This is a genomic window from Mesorhizobium sp. M0189 (genome assembly GCF_040322135.1).
In the GTDB taxonomy this organism is placed as follows: Bacteria; Pseudomonadota; Alphaproteobacteria; order Rhizobiales; family Rhizobiaceae; genus Mesorhizobium.
In genome coordinates, this window is the sequence record NZ_JAMYSW010000045.1 from 1 (window position 1) to 14,486 (window position 14,486).

18 protein-coding genes and 2 pseudogenes are annotated in these 14,486 nt (G+C 63.4%); 12 read left to right on the forward strand and 8 right to left on the reverse strand.

The window, feature by feature from the left end; genetic code table 11:
• Positions 1–69, forward strand: a pseudogene (locus tag NKJ09_RS32630) (adenine deaminase C-terminal domain-containing protein); the annotation flags it as partial.
• Positions 70–330: 261 nt separating this feature from the next.
• Here NKJ09_RS32630 and NKJ09_RS31955 read toward each other — a convergent pair.
• The 3 genes from NKJ09_RS31955 to NKJ09_RS31965 all read right to left on the reverse strand — a co-directional run bounded on the left by NKJ09_RS31955 (position 331) and on the right by NKJ09_RS31965 (position 4,212).
• Complete coding sequence (locus NKJ09_RS31955; RefSeq protein ID WP_352495838.1) at positions 331–1,494, reverse strand: alpha/beta hydrolase; 1,164 nt, start codon at positions 1,492–1,494, stop codon at positions 331–333.
• A gap of 131 nt (positions 1,495–1,625) precedes the next feature.
• Positions 1,626–2,699, reverse strand: a complete 1,074-nt coding sequence (locus NKJ09_RS31960) for an alpha/beta hydrolase (RefSeq protein ID WP_352481136.1) — start codon at positions 2,697–2,699, stop codon at positions 1,626–1,628.
• A gap of 103 nt (positions 2,700–2,802) precedes the next feature.
• A complete protein-coding gene (locus NKJ09_RS31965) occupies positions 2,803–4,212 on the reverse strand; it encodes a M24 family metallopeptidase (RefSeq protein ID WP_352495839.1) in 1,410 nt (469 codons plus the stop codon).
• Between the two features lie 126 nt (positions 4,213–4,338).
• Between NKJ09_RS31965 and ilvA the strand changes: the two genes are divergently transcribed.
• Together ilvA and NKJ09_RS31975 are read left to right on the forward strand one after the other, a co-directional pair.
• The gene (gene ilvA, locus NKJ09_RS31970; RefSeq protein WP_352495840.1) at positions 4,339–5,595 is read left to right on the forward strand and encodes a threonine ammonia-lyase IlvA; all 1,257 of its coding nucleotides are present in this window, start codon (positions 4,339–4,341) and stop codon (positions 5,593–5,595) included.
• Positions 5,592–6,164, forward strand: a complete 573-nt coding sequence (locus tag NKJ09_RS31975) for a DUF1697 domain-containing protein (RefSeq protein ID WP_023717447.1) — start codon at positions 5,592–5,594, stop codon at positions 6,162–6,164. Before ilvA ends, NKJ09_RS31975 begins: the two co-directional genes overlap by 4 nt.
• Before the next feature lie 8 nt (positions 6,165–6,172).
• On the opposite strand, the gene NKJ09_RS31980 is transcribed toward NKJ09_RS31975, so the two are convergent.
• Together NKJ09_RS31980 and gloA are read right to left on the reverse strand one after the other, a co-directional pair.
• Positions 6,173–6,466 (reverse strand): DUF2218 domain-containing protein, encoded by a 294-nt coding sequence (locus NKJ09_RS31980; protein ID WP_352481132.1) that lies wholly within the window; start codon positions 6,464–6,466, stop codon positions 6,173–6,175.
• A gap of 77 nt (positions 6,467–6,543) precedes the next feature.
• Positions 6,544–6,984 carry a lactoylglutathione lyase gene (gene gloA / locus NKJ09_RS31985; RefSeq protein WP_352481131.1) on the reverse strand — a complete coding sequence of 147 codons (441 nt, stop codon included), beginning with the start codon at positions 6,982–6,984 and terminating at the stop codon, positions 6,544–6,546.
• A gap of 216 nt (positions 6,985–7,200) precedes the next feature.
• Between gloA and NKJ09_RS31990 the strand changes: the two genes are divergently transcribed.
• The 5 genes from NKJ09_RS31990 to NKJ09_RS32010 all read left to right on the forward strand — a co-directional run bounded on the left by NKJ09_RS31990 (position 7,201) and on the right by NKJ09_RS32010 (position 10,243).
• Complete coding sequence (locus NKJ09_RS31990) at positions 7,201–7,797, forward strand: cold-shock protein (RefSeq protein ID WP_502895906.1); 597 nt, start codon at positions 7,201–7,203, stop codon at positions 7,795–7,797.
• 19 nt (positions 7,798–7,816) lie between these two features.
• On the forward strand, positions 7,817–8,380 hold the full coding sequence (locus NKJ09_RS31995; RefSeq protein WP_352495841.1) for a DUF192 domain-containing protein: 564 nt from the start codon (positions 7,817–7,819) through the stop codon (positions 8,378–8,380).
• A gap of 20 nt (positions 8,381–8,400) precedes the next feature.
• Positions 8,401–9,168, forward strand: a complete 768-nt coding sequence (locus NKJ09_RS32000; RefSeq protein WP_352495842.1) for an alpha/beta fold hydrolase — start codon at positions 8,401–8,403, stop codon at positions 9,166–9,168.
• Positions 9,169–9,303: 135 nt separating this feature from the next.
• Positions 9,304–9,675, forward strand: coding sequence for a hypothetical protein (locus NKJ09_RS32005; RefSeq protein WP_352495843.1), 372 nt, complete (start codon positions 9,304–9,306; stop codon positions 9,673–9,675).
• Positions 9,676–9,742: 67 nt separating this feature from the next.
• On the forward strand, positions 9,743–10,243 hold the full coding sequence (locus tag NKJ09_RS32010; RefSeq protein WP_352495844.1) for a GNAT family N-acetyltransferase: 501 nt from the start codon (positions 9,743–9,745) through the stop codon (positions 10,241–10,243).
• Here the strand turns inward: NKJ09_RS32010 and NKJ09_RS32015 are convergent.
• Positions 10,240–10,860: an HD domain-containing protein gene (locus NKJ09_RS32015; RefSeq protein ID WP_352495845.1), complete on the reverse strand. Its 621-nt coding sequence runs from the start codon at positions 10,858–10,860 to the stop codon at positions 10,240–10,242. The genes NKJ09_RS32010 and NKJ09_RS32015 overlap by 4 nt on opposite strands.
• Before the next feature lie 161 nt (positions 10,861–11,021).
• On the opposite strand from NKJ09_RS32015, the gene cysE reads away from it, so the two are divergent.
• Complete coding sequence (gene cysE / locus NKJ09_RS32020) at positions 11,022–11,870, forward strand: serine O-acetyltransferase (RefSeq protein WP_023717455.1); 849 nt, start codon at positions 11,022–11,024, stop codon at positions 11,868–11,870.
• A gap of 213 nt (positions 11,871–12,083) precedes the next feature.
• A complete protein-coding gene (locus NKJ09_RS32025; RefSeq protein ID WP_023674799.1) occupies positions 12,084–12,287 on the forward strand; it encodes a DUF3126 family protein in 204 nt (67 codons plus the stop codon).
• A gap of 223 nt (positions 12,288–12,510) precedes the next feature.
• Here the strand turns inward: NKJ09_RS32025 and NKJ09_RS32030 are convergent, their stop codons facing one another.
• Together NKJ09_RS32030 and NKJ09_RS32035 are read right to left on the reverse strand one after the other, a co-directional pair.
• Entirely contained in the window at positions 12,511–12,798 is a 288-nt protein-coding gene (locus NKJ09_RS32030; RefSeq protein ID WP_023717456.1) for a GIY-YIG nuclease family protein, read from the reverse strand.
• A gap of 236 nt (positions 12,799–13,034) precedes the next feature.
• Positions 13,035–13,766, reverse strand: a complete 732-nt coding sequence (locus NKJ09_RS32035) for a hypothetical protein (protein WP_352495846.1) — start codon at positions 13,764–13,766, stop codon at positions 13,035–13,037.
• A 117-nt stretch (positions 13,767–13,883) separates the two neighbouring features.
• Here NKJ09_RS32035 and NKJ09_RS32040 point away from each other — a divergent pair, with 117 nt between their 5' ends.
• Positions 13,884–14,228 carry a DUF6949 family protein gene (locus NKJ09_RS32040; RefSeq protein WP_352495847.1) on the forward strand — a complete coding sequence of 115 codons (345 nt, stop codon included), beginning with the start codon at positions 13,884–13,886 and terminating at the stop codon, positions 14,226–14,228.
• 18 nt (positions 14,229–14,246) lie between these two features.
• Positions 14,247–14,486: pseudogene (locus NKJ09_RS32045) on the forward strand (hypothetical protein); the annotation flags it as partial.

Genomic DNA, 14,486 nt, shown 5'->3' on the forward strand with positions numbered 1-14,486 from the left:
GAGCTCAGGATTTCCGACGTCGGCCTGATCGACGTGACGACGTTCCAGAAGGTTGATCTGTTCGTTTAGGGTTGCTGCGGTGTGGAAACCTTTTGATGCCGGCGGGACAGCGCCCCCCTCTGTCCTGCCGGACATCTCCCCCACGAGGGGGGAGATCGGCAGCTTCGCCGCCGGCTCGTTCAGCAACGTTGGCGATTGGCAAAAGCCGAGGTGGCGGCCAATCTCCCCCCAAGTGGGGGAGATGTCCGGCAGGACAGAGGGGGGCGCGAAGGATCGCTGCCGTGCGCTTTGTTCCGAACTGACGTCAACAGTGACCGCTCAGCGGCCGCCTCACCCGCCGGTGGCGATGGTCAGCACCTTGAACGGCGTGGTGATGACGATCTCGGCGACCGAGCCGACGGCCTTGCCGAGGCCCTGGCCGAGATTGTCGAGCTGGGCCGGCGCGGTCTCTTCGGAGGCGAGGCCGGCCGGGGCGCGCAGGCGGTCGCCGAGCAACTGCACCAGGAACGGGTTGTCGGCGAATTTGGCGTGGTTCAGCCGGTCGCCGCCCTTGGTCTTGGTCAGGTCGACCACCGAGACGCCATAGCTGGCGAGGTCGGCCGCGTCGCCATAGTCGCCGACGCGTGGCTTGTCGCCGGAGATAAGGGTCGACAGCCTGAGCGCCCGGTCGTCGCCCGAAAGCAGCACGGCGAACGGCTTGTCTGGCTTGCCGTAGCGGATCATCTGCTTCTTGAACACGTCGACGTCGATGTCGGGGGAAGCCAGGATGACGTAGCCGAGCTTGCCGCCAAGGTCGCGGTCGCCGGTGATGGCAAGCTGGCGCAATGCTTCCATGGTCACCCAGGTCCCCATCGAATGGGCAATGATGTCGATGCTCTTGGCGCGGCTCTTGGCAAGCATACGCAGCGTCGCTTCGAGATCGTCGCGCGCCGCATTGGCGCTTTCCTTGTCGTAGATGTAGCCGGTCGTTTTGCCGCTCGAGGCCCACGAAAACAGCACCGGCGTGCCGGGATATTTCGTGTCATGCGCGATCTGCGTCAGCCGGTAGATGCCGTCGTCGAAGCCGTTGTTGAAGCCATGCACGAAAACCAGCGCCCGGTCGCCGCGCATGGCGATGTCGGCGCCGACCGCCTTGGCGAATTGCGGCGCGCCTTCGTAGAAGGTGACGCCGGTCGCCGTGAAATCCTTCGCCGGATTGCTGTTGGCCGAGCCCTTGACCCGTTCGATGGCGCCGACCTGGTGGACCTTGGGAACGGTCACCTCGACGCTGGCAAAGCTGGTGGTCGGCGAGCGGTCTCCGTCGAACACCTGCCGGGGCTCTTTCGTCGCCTTTTGCCGGGTTGTGGCGACGAAGATCTTATGCGTCGCCGCGATATCGGCAGCAGGCACCGTGATCGTCGTCTTGTTGAGCAGATCGTGCGTGTTCTGGCCGGCGCAGCCTGCCAGCGCGAGCGCGAACGCAACGACGAGAAAGATCTTCGAAGGCACGGTCACGCGGGCTCCCGCAAAGGCGACGTCGAGCCGGAGACGTCTTGGCCTATTCGATAGAGGCAGAGGCCGGCACGGTCCAGTTTAAACTGTTCCGATGGTGCGGCATGGTCAACAATCACTGCCGCGCAATGCAGCTATTGTCCGACCGAGGCGATGCGGTCGGTCACCTCGCGGTCGCTGGCAAACCCGTCATCCTCGCGCAGCTTCTGGCCGATCAACTGCACCAATTCCGGGTTGTCGGCGAATTTGGTGTGATTGAAGCGGTCGACGCCCTTGACGCTGGAGAGATCGACGACCGACACGCCATAGCTGGCGAGGTCGGCGGCGTCCTTGTAGTCGCCGACCCGCGGCCGCGCGCCGGCGATCAGGCCGGACAGCCGCAGCGCCCGGTCATCGTCGGAGAGCAGCAGGATGAACGGCTTGTCCGGCTTGCCGTAGCGGCGCATTTGGCTCTTGAACACGTCGACGTCGATGTCGGGCGAGGCCAGCACGACGTCGCCGAGCTTGCCGCCGAGATCGCGGTCGCCGGTGATGGCGAGCTGGCGCAGCGCCTCCATGGTGACCCAGGTCCCCAGCGAATGGGCGACGATGTCGATGCGCCGCGCGCCGGTCTGCGCCAGCATTCTCAGCGTCACTTCCAGCTGGTCGCGGGCAACGCTGGCGCTTTCCTTGTCGTAGACATAGTCGGTGGTCTTGGCGCCCGACGCCCAGGAAAACAGCACCGGCGTGCCGGGATAGCCGGAATCATGGGTGATCTGGGTGACGCGATAGACGGCGGCGTCGAAGCCGGTGTTGTAGCCGTGGACGAAGACCATGACGCGGCCGCCGCGCGCCGCGATGTCGGCGCTGAGCGCACTGGAGAATTTCGGCTGGGTGTCGTAGCCGACGACCTCGGAAGCCATGAAGTATTTGGCCGGATCGTCCGACTTGCCGCGCGAGCGCCGCTCGATCTGGCCTGTCTTGTGGATGCCGGGGACGGTGACGTTGACGCGGGCATAGTTCAGCGTCGCCGAGCGCTCGCCGTCGAAGACCTTGTTGGGATCGTCGGAGCGCTTGCGCGTGGTGGCGATGAAGATCGAGTGGTTGCCGGCGATTTCCGTCACCGGCACCGCCATCATGGCGCTGCCGAGCAGTTCCTCGGTTTGGCGGCCGCCGCAGCCGGCGAGCAGCGCGGCAAGGACAATGATGCAAATCGTCTTCAAGGGCACTTAAGCAATTCCACTCCGGCCTAACCAAAGGCCCATCCACCTCCGCCGCATCTCCCGGACAGCCGAAGTGCGGCGGAAGTAAGTCGCAGGCGCCGAAATGCGCTCAGCGCCGCTCGACTGCCATCGCACTGTTGCGCGAAAGCCAGAACGGCGGCAGGAAGGCCGGAATGTTGGAAAAGGGCAGCACTTCCGGCTTCAGCCTTATGCCGAGCACGTCGGTCATGAAGGCGCGGCGCGCCTCGATGCGGTGCCAGGCTTCGGGATAGCGCGCGGCGATCTCTTCGCGCAGCGCCTCGTCAGCCAGCGCGATGCCGTCCTCGATGTTGGTGGTGAAATAATCGGTGCCGGTCGCCGGGATGATGTCGACCTGCAAGGCCATGCCCGACTTCAATCTGATGTCGGAGCCGGAAAATATCGGCGAATGCATCCATTCGTCGATATGGATGAGATGGCCGGGATTGAGCGACACGCCAAAGAACGGAGCGCCAATGCGATCGTGCACCGCTTGCCACAACGCGCCGCCGGGAACGCCGATGCCGACCGTCTCGTACCAGTCGACGACGGCACAGAAATAGGGCGCGACCAGCTTCTCGACATAGTCCTGGATGCCCCTTGGAAGCTCGGCCGCGTCCTCGACCAGAAAACCGGCGCGGGCATTGAGCGAGCCCTGGATGCCATAGGCCATGGTGATCGGGTCGCCGCGCTTGATGATTTCGAGCCGCGGGCTCGGCAGGCCATAGGCCGCCCGCCTGCCGGCCGACAGCATCGGGTGGCAGCATTGCGGCAGGCCGTTGATACCCATCAGCCGCGCCGCCTGCAATTCGGTCATGCCGGGTTCGATGCCTTGCAGGACATTGCGCAGGCCTTGCGAGGAATAGGTCGCGGCGAATTCGAATGCGGCCAGCTGGTCGGCCTCGTTGATAGCGCGCAGGCCGTCGGCAGGGTTCATCAAAAGGTTCGCCGCGTTGACGATCACGCCCCCCGTTACAGCATTCCTATCGCCGGCAAGGCTGCGCAACGTGTCGGCGATGAAGGACGGCAGGTCGAGCGTCGTTTCGCCAAAACCCGCATCGCCGGGGCCGAACGGCTTCCAGCCGATGGCGCCGATGCGCTGGCGGGCTTTCAGGCCGCAATCGACGAGGATGTCGGCCAGCGCTTGCAAGCGGTCGCGCGGCTGCGCCGGCAGCGAAAACGTCTGGTAGAGCACGCGCTCGTACGGCCCGTCGCAGATCTCGGCATAGCCCCAGCCCTCATTGCCGACCAGCAGTTTCGGCGACTTGCCGGGAACGATGACCAGCAGCGTCTCCTCGAAGCGCGGATCGTAGCCGCAGAGGTAGGCGACATTGGCCGCATGTTCGCGGTCGCCATAGACGACGAAGACATCGAACCGGCCAAGTGCGACCAGCGCCGCGATACGGGCCTCATAGGTGGCGCGCGTAACCAGCGGCATCACCGTCGGCTCGCCGAACTCCGGCAGCGACACGGTTTTCCGGGCCACCGATGCGACAGGCATGAACAGACGCTCCTAACGGCCAACGAGGTTTTGGGAACACCCTTTCGGGTGACCGGACAATGGCTTCGCGAGGCCGGATATGCAATAGCGGGACCGAATTCGGCTAGCCTGTGGGGTGCTCTTGCCATGACCAGTTTCTCCTCTCGCGTCGCTGCCGCCGCTGCCGCGATCCGCGAGATCTTTCCGGAAACGCCGCTGCAGGAAAACGACTATCTGTCGAAGAAGACCGGCGCGCGGGTGCTGCTGAAGCGCGAGGACCTGACGCCGGTGCGCTCCTACAAGATCCGCGGCGCCTTCAACTTCTTCCGCAAGACGCTGGCCGCCGGCAACAATGCCGAGCTGTTTGTCTGCGCTTCGGCCGGCAATCATGCGCAGGGCTTTGCCTTCGTCTGCCGTCATTTCGGCAAAAAGGGCGTCGTCTTCATGCCGGTGACGACGCCGCAGCAGAAGATCGACAAGACGCGGCTGTTCGGCGGCGAATTCGTCGAGATCAGGCTGGTCGGCGATTTCTTCGACGACTGCTATCGCGCCGCACTCGAATTCACCGAAACTGCCGGCGCCCACATGGTGCCCCCGTTCGACCATAAGGACATCATCGAAGGACAAGCGACCGTCGCCTACGAGATATCAGGCCAGATGCCCGGGGCGCGCATGGCTGATATCGTCATGCTGCCCGTCGGCGGCGGTGGCCTGGCCGCCGGCGTCACCCATTATTTCGCCGACCAGCAGCGTGAAACACGCTTCGTCTTTTGCGAGCCGGCAGGCGCCCCGAGCCTGAGCGAGAGCCTCGCCGCCGGAAAGCGGGTAAAGCTCGCCAAGGTCGACAATTTCGTCGACGGCGCGGCGGTGGCCGAGATCGGCCGCGAGCCGCTGCGCCACCTCAGGGAGTTTGCCGCCGACGCAGTGCGGCTGATTCCGGAAAATCGGCTCTGCGCGACCATGATCGAAATGCTCAATGTCGAAGGCGTCGTGCTGGAGCCGGCCGGCGCGCTGGCGATCGACGCGCTGAAAGATTTTCCCAAAAAGGAAATCAGGGGCAAGACCATCGTTGCCGTGGTGTCCGGCGGCAATTTCGATTTCGAGCGGCTGCCGGATGTGAAGGAACGGGCGCTGCGCTTCGAGGGCTTGAAGAAATACTTCATCATCCGTTTTCCGCAGCGGCCCGGCGCGTTGCGCGATTTCCTCGAATTGCTTGGCCCCGACGACGACATCGCCCGCTTCGAATATCTGAAGAAATCGGCGCGCAATTTCGGTTCGGTTCTGATCGGCATCGAAACCAAGGACCGCCGCAATTTCGACCTGCTAAAGGCGAATTTCGACGCCGAGAGCGTCCACTATCAGGACATTACCGACAACGAGACGCTCGCCGGGTTCATCATATGAGCAGCAACGATCTTCCGAGCGCTCAGGGAAAGGTTTTTGTCGCGCTGTTTTCCGGCATCAACGTCGGCGGCAATCGCATCGTCAAAATGGCAGAACTCAGGTCATTCTTCGAGGAACTCGGTTTCTCAGATATCGCCACCTATGTGCAGAGCGGCAACGCCGTCTTCCGGTCGCCAGATGGCGATGCGGCGATGCTGACCAGGCGGTTGGAAGCGGAATTCGAAAAGAAATGGAGATTCCACTCGCGCATCATGGTGCGCGATCTCGGCTGGCTCGAGCGGCTGGCGGCGGAAAATCCCTATCCGGAAGTCGCGGGCGAGCCGACCAAGCTGCACGCCTATGCGCTGGAGCGCCAGCCGACCGCCGACGAGTTCGCCCGGCTGGCGGAAAAATGCACTGGGCCCGAACGCTTCGAGATCAAGGGCGACGTGCTTTACCTGCATGCGCCCGACGGGCTCGGCAAATCGGTCTTTGCCAATCTCATCCCGCGCGTTCTGAAGGTGCCCGGCACGGCGCGCAATTGGCGCACCGTGCTGATGCTGCTGGAGATGGCCAAGGCCGGCGGTTGATAGGTCGTCTACGCGGCCGGAGCGCGTTTCCAGTCGAATGCCAGCTCTTCGCGGAAGGCGAAGCGCTTGATGTGGTCGGCGACGACCGTTTCCAGGCGCTCGAGCGAGGCGGCCTCGTCGGTCGTCACCGCAATATGCAGCGCCGTCGGGTCGGCATCGAGAATAGTGCGGCCGAGCGTCAGATCGATGCTGCCGTGGTTCGGGTCGAATTCGACCGGGAATTTGTGCGCCCAATGTTTGCACAGCTGCTGCAGATAGCGGCTGGCATGTTCGGTGGCGACGTCGACATGGCTGGTCGGCATGAATGAATTCTCCTTGGGAATGCGGACGCGAAACCGAACCAGGGCCAGGCGATGTCCGCTCAAGATGGCGTGATCGGTTACCAGCTTCCGGTGTTCGGCATCGACGCCCAGGGCTCGGCCTTCGGCTTTGCCGGGCCTTTCTGCAACAGCTCGATCGAGATGCCGTCCGGCGATTTGACGAACGCCATGTTGCCGTCGCGCGGCGGCCGGTTGATGGTGACGCCATTGTCCATCAGCCGCTGGCAGGTGGCGTAGATGTCGTCGACCTCATAGGCGAGATGGCCGAAATTGCGGCCGCCCTTGTAGTCTTCCGGATCCCAATTGTAGGTCAGCTCGACCAGCGGCGCTTTCTCGCTGATGCCGCTTTGCTCGTCTTGGGGCGCGGCGAGGAAGATCAGCGTGTAGCGGCCCTGCTCGCTTTCGTGGCGGCGCACTTCCTTCAGGCCAAGCTTGTTGCAGTAGAAATCGAGCGAAGCATCGATGTCGGCGACGCGGACCATGGTATGCAGATAGCGCATGGATTTCCTCCGTATGTTGCGTTGCGGCGCAACATAGGGGCGGCCCGGCCAAAGGGCAATTGGCCACGCTTGCCGGCGCCGGCAAACGACAAATCCGCTATTCCTGTATGGAACCGTGAAAAAAGGCACGTCAGGTCTTGCACACACCGGAAGCCGCGGTGTTAATCTGGCGTCAAGAATCAGTTGCGGTGTTTCTTGAAAAAAGGGGGCGTTCTTATGGGGGAAAAGGCCTCTTTCATGGGGCGGGACGGGGCCGGTAGCGATGCGTTGAAGCGGGATGAGAGCGCCGATACGGCCGATCTCGTCGAAATCGCCGGCGCCATCAAATGGTTCGACGTGGCCAAGGGCTACGGTTTCATCCTTCCCGATGATGGTTCTTCGGGCGACATCCTCCTCCATGTGACATGCCTTCGAAAGGACGGTTTTCAGACCGCCCTGGAAGGCGCCCGCGTTGTCTGCCTGGTCAAGCAGGGCGAGCGCGGGCTGCAGGCTTTCCGCGTGCTCTCGATGGATGTCACCACGGCGGTGCATCCGGCAGAGCTGCAGGAGCAGCGCACCCATGTCGCGGTGACGCCGGAAAGCGGCCTCGAACGGGCGCTGGTGAAATGGTTCAACCGCACCAAGGGGTTCGGCTTTCTGACCCGGGGCGAGGGCACCGAGGACATTTTCGTCCACATGGAGACGCTGCGCCGCTACGGCATCACCGAACTCCGTCCGGGCCAGGTGGTGCTGGTCCGCTTCGGACGCGGCGACAAAGGCCTTATGGCTGCCGAAATTCACCCCGATATGGGTACCTTGCCGGTCTCGCATTAGTTCCGGCCGAGGATTTCATATGGCTCACAGGAACCGGCTGACGGCGGGCGCGCTCTGCGCCGGGATTTTCCTCATCGTCGCCACAAGCGCCTTCTTCTATTTTCAGCAACCGAGTTCGGCCGACGGCAAGGCGATGATCCTTCCGGTCGACCCGGCGCCGCTGGTCGCGGTGACGAAGGCCGGCGAGCGTTCTTTTTCCGTCGAAATCGCCGACACGCCCGCCGAGCGCGAGGCCGGCCTGATGTTCCGCCGCCACATGGCCGACAATCACGGAATGCTGTTCGTCTTCGGTGCGCCGCAGGATGTGAGTTTCTGGATGAAGAACACGCCGCTGCGGCTCGACCTGATCTTCGTCGGCCAGGACGGCCGGATCCGGGCGATCAAGCAAGGCGAGCCGCAGTCGGAGGCGATCATCTCGCCGGACGAACCGGTGCGCTTCGTGCTCGAGCTCAAGGCAGGAACCGCCGCCAAAAAGGGCATCAAGGACGGCGACCTGCTGCGCCATCCGGCCATCGGCACGGCGGCGGGGCCAGCCATGCCGCCGCCCGACAAGGGCGATGCGCCGAATGTCGATTCCGACTGAACGGGCAGGATCTTCGGCCGATGCAGTTCTTCTCCCATGACGGTTTCGAGCTTGCTTTCCTTGACCGCCAGCCAGCATCGGGGCAGGGCGATCCGGTGCTGATGATCCACGGCTTTGCGTCGAGCCACTACGTCAACTGGGTGTCGCCCGGCTGGTTCAAGACGCTGAACGATGCCGGCTACCGTGCGATCGCCTTCGACAATCGCGGCCATGGCTCGTCGTCGAAAAGCTATGACGAAGCAGACTACACGCCGGCAAAAATGGCGTCCGACGCGGCAGCGCTTTTGAACCATCTCGGCATCGAACGCGCCCATGTCATGGGTTATTCGATGGGCGCGCGCATATCGGCCTTCCTGGCGCTCTCCGAGCCGGACAAGGTGGCGACGCTGGTCTTCGGCGGTCTCGGCATCGGCATGGTCGACGGCGTCGGCGACTGGGATCCGATAGCCGACGCCCTCTTGGCCGAGGATCCCGCAGGCACCAGCGACCCGCGCGGCCGCTCGTTCCGCGCCTTCGCCGACCAGACCCGCAGCGATCGCCGGGCGCTCGCCGCCTGCATCGCCACCTCACGCGAATTGCTGAGCGAGGCCGACATTGCCCGCATTGCCCAGCCGACCTTGATTGCGGTGGGAACCAAGGACGACATCGGCGGCTCGCCGGATGAACTCGCTGCCTTGATGCCGAACGCCAGGGCATTTCATATCGAAGGCCGCGACCACATGCTGGCGGTCGGCGACAAATCCTTCAAGCAGCGTGTGCTGGAGTTTTATGCAGAGCATCCACTTTGATGGATGGCTCCCAAAAGCGGCCATCGGGCCTGAAGCTGGGTTCTTAGCGGTTTTGCAACGATACAGCAGTAAATAAGCGCGACGTGTGGATCGGTTCAAACCCGCCACGCGCTGAACGAGGGCAGGGGGGGTACGATGGCACAATGGGGAAGAAGCGACGCCGCTTTGCCGGGCGTCGTTGCGAAAAGCAGGTTCGGCGAATGGTCCGTTGTTCTAGCGGTGGCCGCATTGGCGACAGGGGCGATTGCGATCACCGCGTTGATAGCAATGCCGAGCGACGCCTCCCCACTGCTCCAGAACAGTGCGACGGGCTTCTTCGCTGCGGTATTTTTTATGGCCGGCCCTTTGGCACATCTTATCGGCGTGGTCTTCGGCTTGATGGCCGTGGGGCGCCCAGACGACAATCGTGTGCTCGGCCTGGCTGGCATCGTGGTCAATGGCGCGTCGCTTGCGGCCGGGGGGTTCATGCTGTGGGCAATGGCATCGACTTTTGGCGCATTCACCTGATCTCGACAAGCCTCCGGCAGGCAAGCGACCGACGCGACCCCTCAGCTTCAAATCTGCGCGAGTTGCCATGGTCGATCTTGTCGTCACCTATCTGGAGATGACCGAGCCGCCGTCCAGCGGCGGCTTTGCCGCACCCGCACCGGGCGCGGCGGTGATGCGCGAAACGCTTGGCGTCGCTGATTACATCAGCCTCTACCGCGCCGTTGGCGAGCCTGTGCAATGGGATCAGCGGCTGCGCATGCCCTTGGGCGACCTTGAGCGCCTTCTCGCCAGCCCGTCGACGCATATCCATGTCCTGCGCGTCGATGGCGAAGCAGCCGGCCTGTGCGAATTCACGGGCGTCGGCCAGCCGGTTGTCGAATTGGCCCATTTCGGGGTCGTTCCGGCTCTTCAGGGCCGCAAGCTTGGGCCATACCTGCTCGACCGGGCGCTGCGCGCCGTCTGGTCGCATGAACCTGAAAGGGTCTGGCTGCACACCGACACTCACGATCATCCGGGCGCGCGATCTGTCTACGGGCGAGCCGGTTTCAAGGCCTATGCGCAGCGCATGGAGACGTTTCCGGATTAGGATTTGTCTGGGCTGAGGTTATCGCCAAGCGCCCTGAGCGAGCGCGCCATGTTTTGCCGGGCCTGGGTTTCGAAGCGCCGGCGGAATTCCTCGCTATGGAAGATATGCGGACGCGCGAGGAAGCCCTTTAGGACAGCGGCACGGCCGGCCCGCCACATCGGCTCATCGACCCACTGATATTCGCGGCGAACCGCCTGTTCGTAAGCGTCGAACACGTCAGGCGCAGCACCCAGGATCGCCAGGTCCATGTCGAGGAACAGCGCCGCGTCACGAACGGAATGCTGGTCGCCAAGGGACGGCAATTCGTGGCCGGCGGTGGCAGTGATCATCGCCGCGATGCGACGGATGCGTTGTGCATCGGCGCGGCCGGCGAGCTTTGTCTCGGCAAGTGCGGCACTCCTCGCCTCATTGTCCTTGGCGCGGCCGTCGTAGATCGCGTCGTGGAACCAGATCGCCGCTTCGACTGCTTCAGGATCATGCAGCAATGCCTTGTAATCGTTGGCTAGCGCCAGCATCGCCTCGATGTGGCCAAGGTCGTGGTAGTGGCGATCCGCGGCGTCATACAGCGCGGAAAGCTCGCGCTTCAGGGTCTCGTCCATCAAGGTTGCGTTTTCCATGGCTGCTTGAAATTCCGCCAACCAAATCCATTTGACGAAGCACTAAGGAAAATTGAGTTCACCCGTGCTATGATCTGGCTTATAGGTGCGGCCGGAGAATAGGCAAGCCGCCAAGCCGAGACATTGGATGGCCTGAGACATTGGATGGCCGGAGACATCAGATGAACAGCGTTACGATTTCCCGTCCCACCAGGGTGCAGCCGGTAGATCCGATCTGGCGTTCGATCCGCGATGAAGCAATGGAAGCGGTCAACCGCGATCCGCTGCTGGCGGCGTTCCTCTATTCGACCATCCTCAATCAGGAAAACCTGGAAGAAGCGGTTATCCACCGGTTGGCCGAGCGCCTCGCCCACCAGGACATCGGCTCCGACCTCATCCGCCAGACATTCAAGGCGATGGCGGCCGACGACAAGGACTGGTCGACGACGGTGCGCGTCGACATCCAGGCCTATTACGACCGCGATCCGGCCTGCGACCGCTTCATCATGCCGGTGCTCTACTTCAAGGGTTTTCATGCCATCCAGACGCACCGGCTGGCGCATTGGCTGTGGAACCAGGGCCGCCAGGATTTCGCGCTGTATTTGCAGAGCCGATCGTCCTCGGTGTTCCAGACCGACATCAATCCGGCCGCCCGCATCGGCAAGGGCATCTTCCTCGACCACGCCACCGGCCTCGTCGTCGGCCAGACGGCGGTGATCGAGGACGACGTGTCGATCCTGCACGGCGTCACGCTGGGCGGCACCGGCAAGGCCGGCGGCGACCGTCATCCCAAGATCCGCTATGGCGTGCTGATTGGCGCCGGCGCCAAGATCCTCGGCAACATCGAGATCGGCCATTGCTCCAAGATCGCGGCCGGCTCGGTGGTGCTGTCGCCGGTGCCGCACAACAAGACGGTTGCCGGCGTGCCGGCCCGCGTCGTCGGCGAGACCGGCTGCGACCAGCCTTCGCGGCAGATGGACCAGCTGTTGCCGTCGCAGACGATGGACCACGTCGTCAGCTTCGACATCTGAGCGCTCGAGCAGGGGGCTGAATTCCTGCCCTCTATGCCGGCTTGCCTTTACATGGCCATTGTCGACGTGCCAGAAGCGCGCTCACCAATGCATGTCGCCCAATGGTGCCCAGCTGTTTTGGGATAGCGACATGCATGAAGCAAGATTTAAAGCGCGTCGCATCGATCTCTTCAGACGCGACGCACTTGAGCAAGCGACGATCGGAGAAGACTGTTGAAGCCGGACGAAATCAGAAAGCTGGACGCCTATTTCAAACGCACCTTCCAGAACCCCAAACTCGAAGTGAAGGCGCGGCCGCGCAAGGAAGATTCGGCCGAGGTCTATGTCGGCGACGAGTTCCTCGGCATCGTCTTCAAGGACGAGGACGACGGCGACTATAATTTCTCGATGGCGATCCTCGATATCGATCTGGCCTGAGCCGGGAATTTGGTGCTGGCCGGACCTGCTTGTTGCAGGCGGGACCGCCTGATGGCGGAGCGCAAACCTCGGAGACTGGCTGGAGCATCCCTCCCTTCGTCATCCCAGGGCGGAGCAAGGAGCGAAGCGACGCGGCGCAGACCCTGGGAGCCATGCCGTTACCTCGCGGCAGTGCTCCGCTCTGACCAGAATCGAATGCTTCTTGGCACCGGCTGGGCGTCCTCTACCAACCAGTCCCGCGAAAAAGTTCGAACCACTCTGGATTGGTCTTCTCGATCAGCTCGATCTTCCACCGGCGTGGCCAGCGCTTCAGCGACTTCTCGCGCTGGATGGCGTCGCGAATGTCGAAATGGTCCTCGTACCAGACCAGACGCTGTACGCCGTAGCGGCTGGTGAAGCGCGAGCCTTCGCCAGATTTGTGCTCCGGCATGCGGCGGCCGAGGTCGTTGGTGACACCGATGTAGATCGTGCCGCGCTTCTGGCTTGCAGTCATGTAGGCATAGCCCGTCATGGCTGAAGGGTAGTAGGCATTGTTGCGGATGCAAGCACCGTTCTGAGCCGCTGCATTCTTCGACTGGCGTAACGGCATGGATCCTAGGGTCTCCGCGACGTCGCTTCGCTCCTGCTCCGCCCTAGGATGACGAAGGCGTGGTGGGCCCACAGCTAATCGCAAACCCTGGAGATTGGTAGCCCGATTGGCCGGGGCTCCAGCCCTCAGCCCTTCAGGGTCGGTCAAAGGATCAAGCCCTATCGCCCTGCCTTCAGCACACGCGTTGCCTCGCCAGAAATCGCTGCGTCGAGCGCCTGCCAGTCGCCCAGGAATTCCCGGGGGAAGCGGTAGGTAAGGCTGAGATTGTCGCCGACCAGGATGTCGCGTTCGCAGGGCGCCAGCGATTCGTCCGCGCTCGGCCCGCTCAGGCAGCGGGCAACGAACGGATCCTTGCCGGGGCGGTTGGCGACCGCCAGCACTTCGTTGAGATAGCCTGATTTTTCACTGAAGGCGTAAAGCAGCGTCCCGCCAGGGCCGGGCGTGCCGGGCTGGGCGATCAGCGCGCGGTAGATCGGCGCGAAGCGGCCGCTCATGTCGCGCGACATCATCTGCGGCTCGAACGACAGGAAAACGATGTCCTTGCTGGCTCCGGTGTGGTTGAAGTCGTTGCGGGCAACCTCGCTGTAGCCGTCCATCTCGGGATAGCGCAGATAGAGGTCGAGCCGCGAGGCGATACCGTCGCGCCGGGCCTGGGCAAAGCGGATGACATTGGCCGGCACGGCGATGATGTTGTTGCCGATGACGACCTTGTGGACCGTGGTGTCGTCGGTGTACCCGGCCATGGCGATCGAGCGGCCGAACCATTCGCCGCCAAGGCTGATCGCCACCGAAAGCAGCGCCAGCGTCGCGAACGCATAAAACACCCGCTTCATCAGCGTCGAATCGACGACGCTGAGTTGCGGGCCCTCTGTGGCGGCTGCCTGCTTCATCGCGATCCTCGTTGCCGTCCCATCGGTGTGCCTGAACGGCACATCTCGGCGCGGCACGGCTCTTGCTACGCAGCTTTGCAGGCGACTGTGCGATTTCATGGTAAACGGAGGGTAAAGATGAGCCCGGTCGAACAAATCATATTCAGTTTTATGGCTGGGCTGACGGCTTGCGGCCTGGCCGGATCGGCGATGGAACTGGTCGCCGGCCGCAAGCTTGCCTTCGTCCAGCCCTATGTATCGTCGAAGCACATGCTGCGCTCGCTCGCCGCGACGGCTTGCGCCGGGCCGCTGATGTTCATCAACGAGGCGCTGGACGCCTGGCGGGAGCGTCGCATCTCGGTGCTGGGGCTGATCTCCTGCGGCTGTACGGCGACCATCTGGGCGCTGGCGCTGGGCATGGTGGTGATCGCCATTGCGTCGTGGGCGGCTTCGCTTCTAGGGTCTGGCAGCTTGTCGGTGTGAGACGATCTGGAGACAGCGATGCCGATCTACGCGATTGACGGAAAAGCGCCCGCCTTCGAGGACGCCGACAGCAACTGGATCGCGCCCGACGCCACGCTGATCGGCAATATCAGGATCGGCCGCAATGCCGGCTTCTGGTTCGGCGGGGGGGGGCCCCGCGGGCGGGCAGCGCGCCCGCAGCGGGCCGCGCCCCCCCCGCGGGAGCCGCACCCGCCTGCCCCCCCCCCGCCGGCTCTGGCGGCCCCCCAGCGCCCGAGG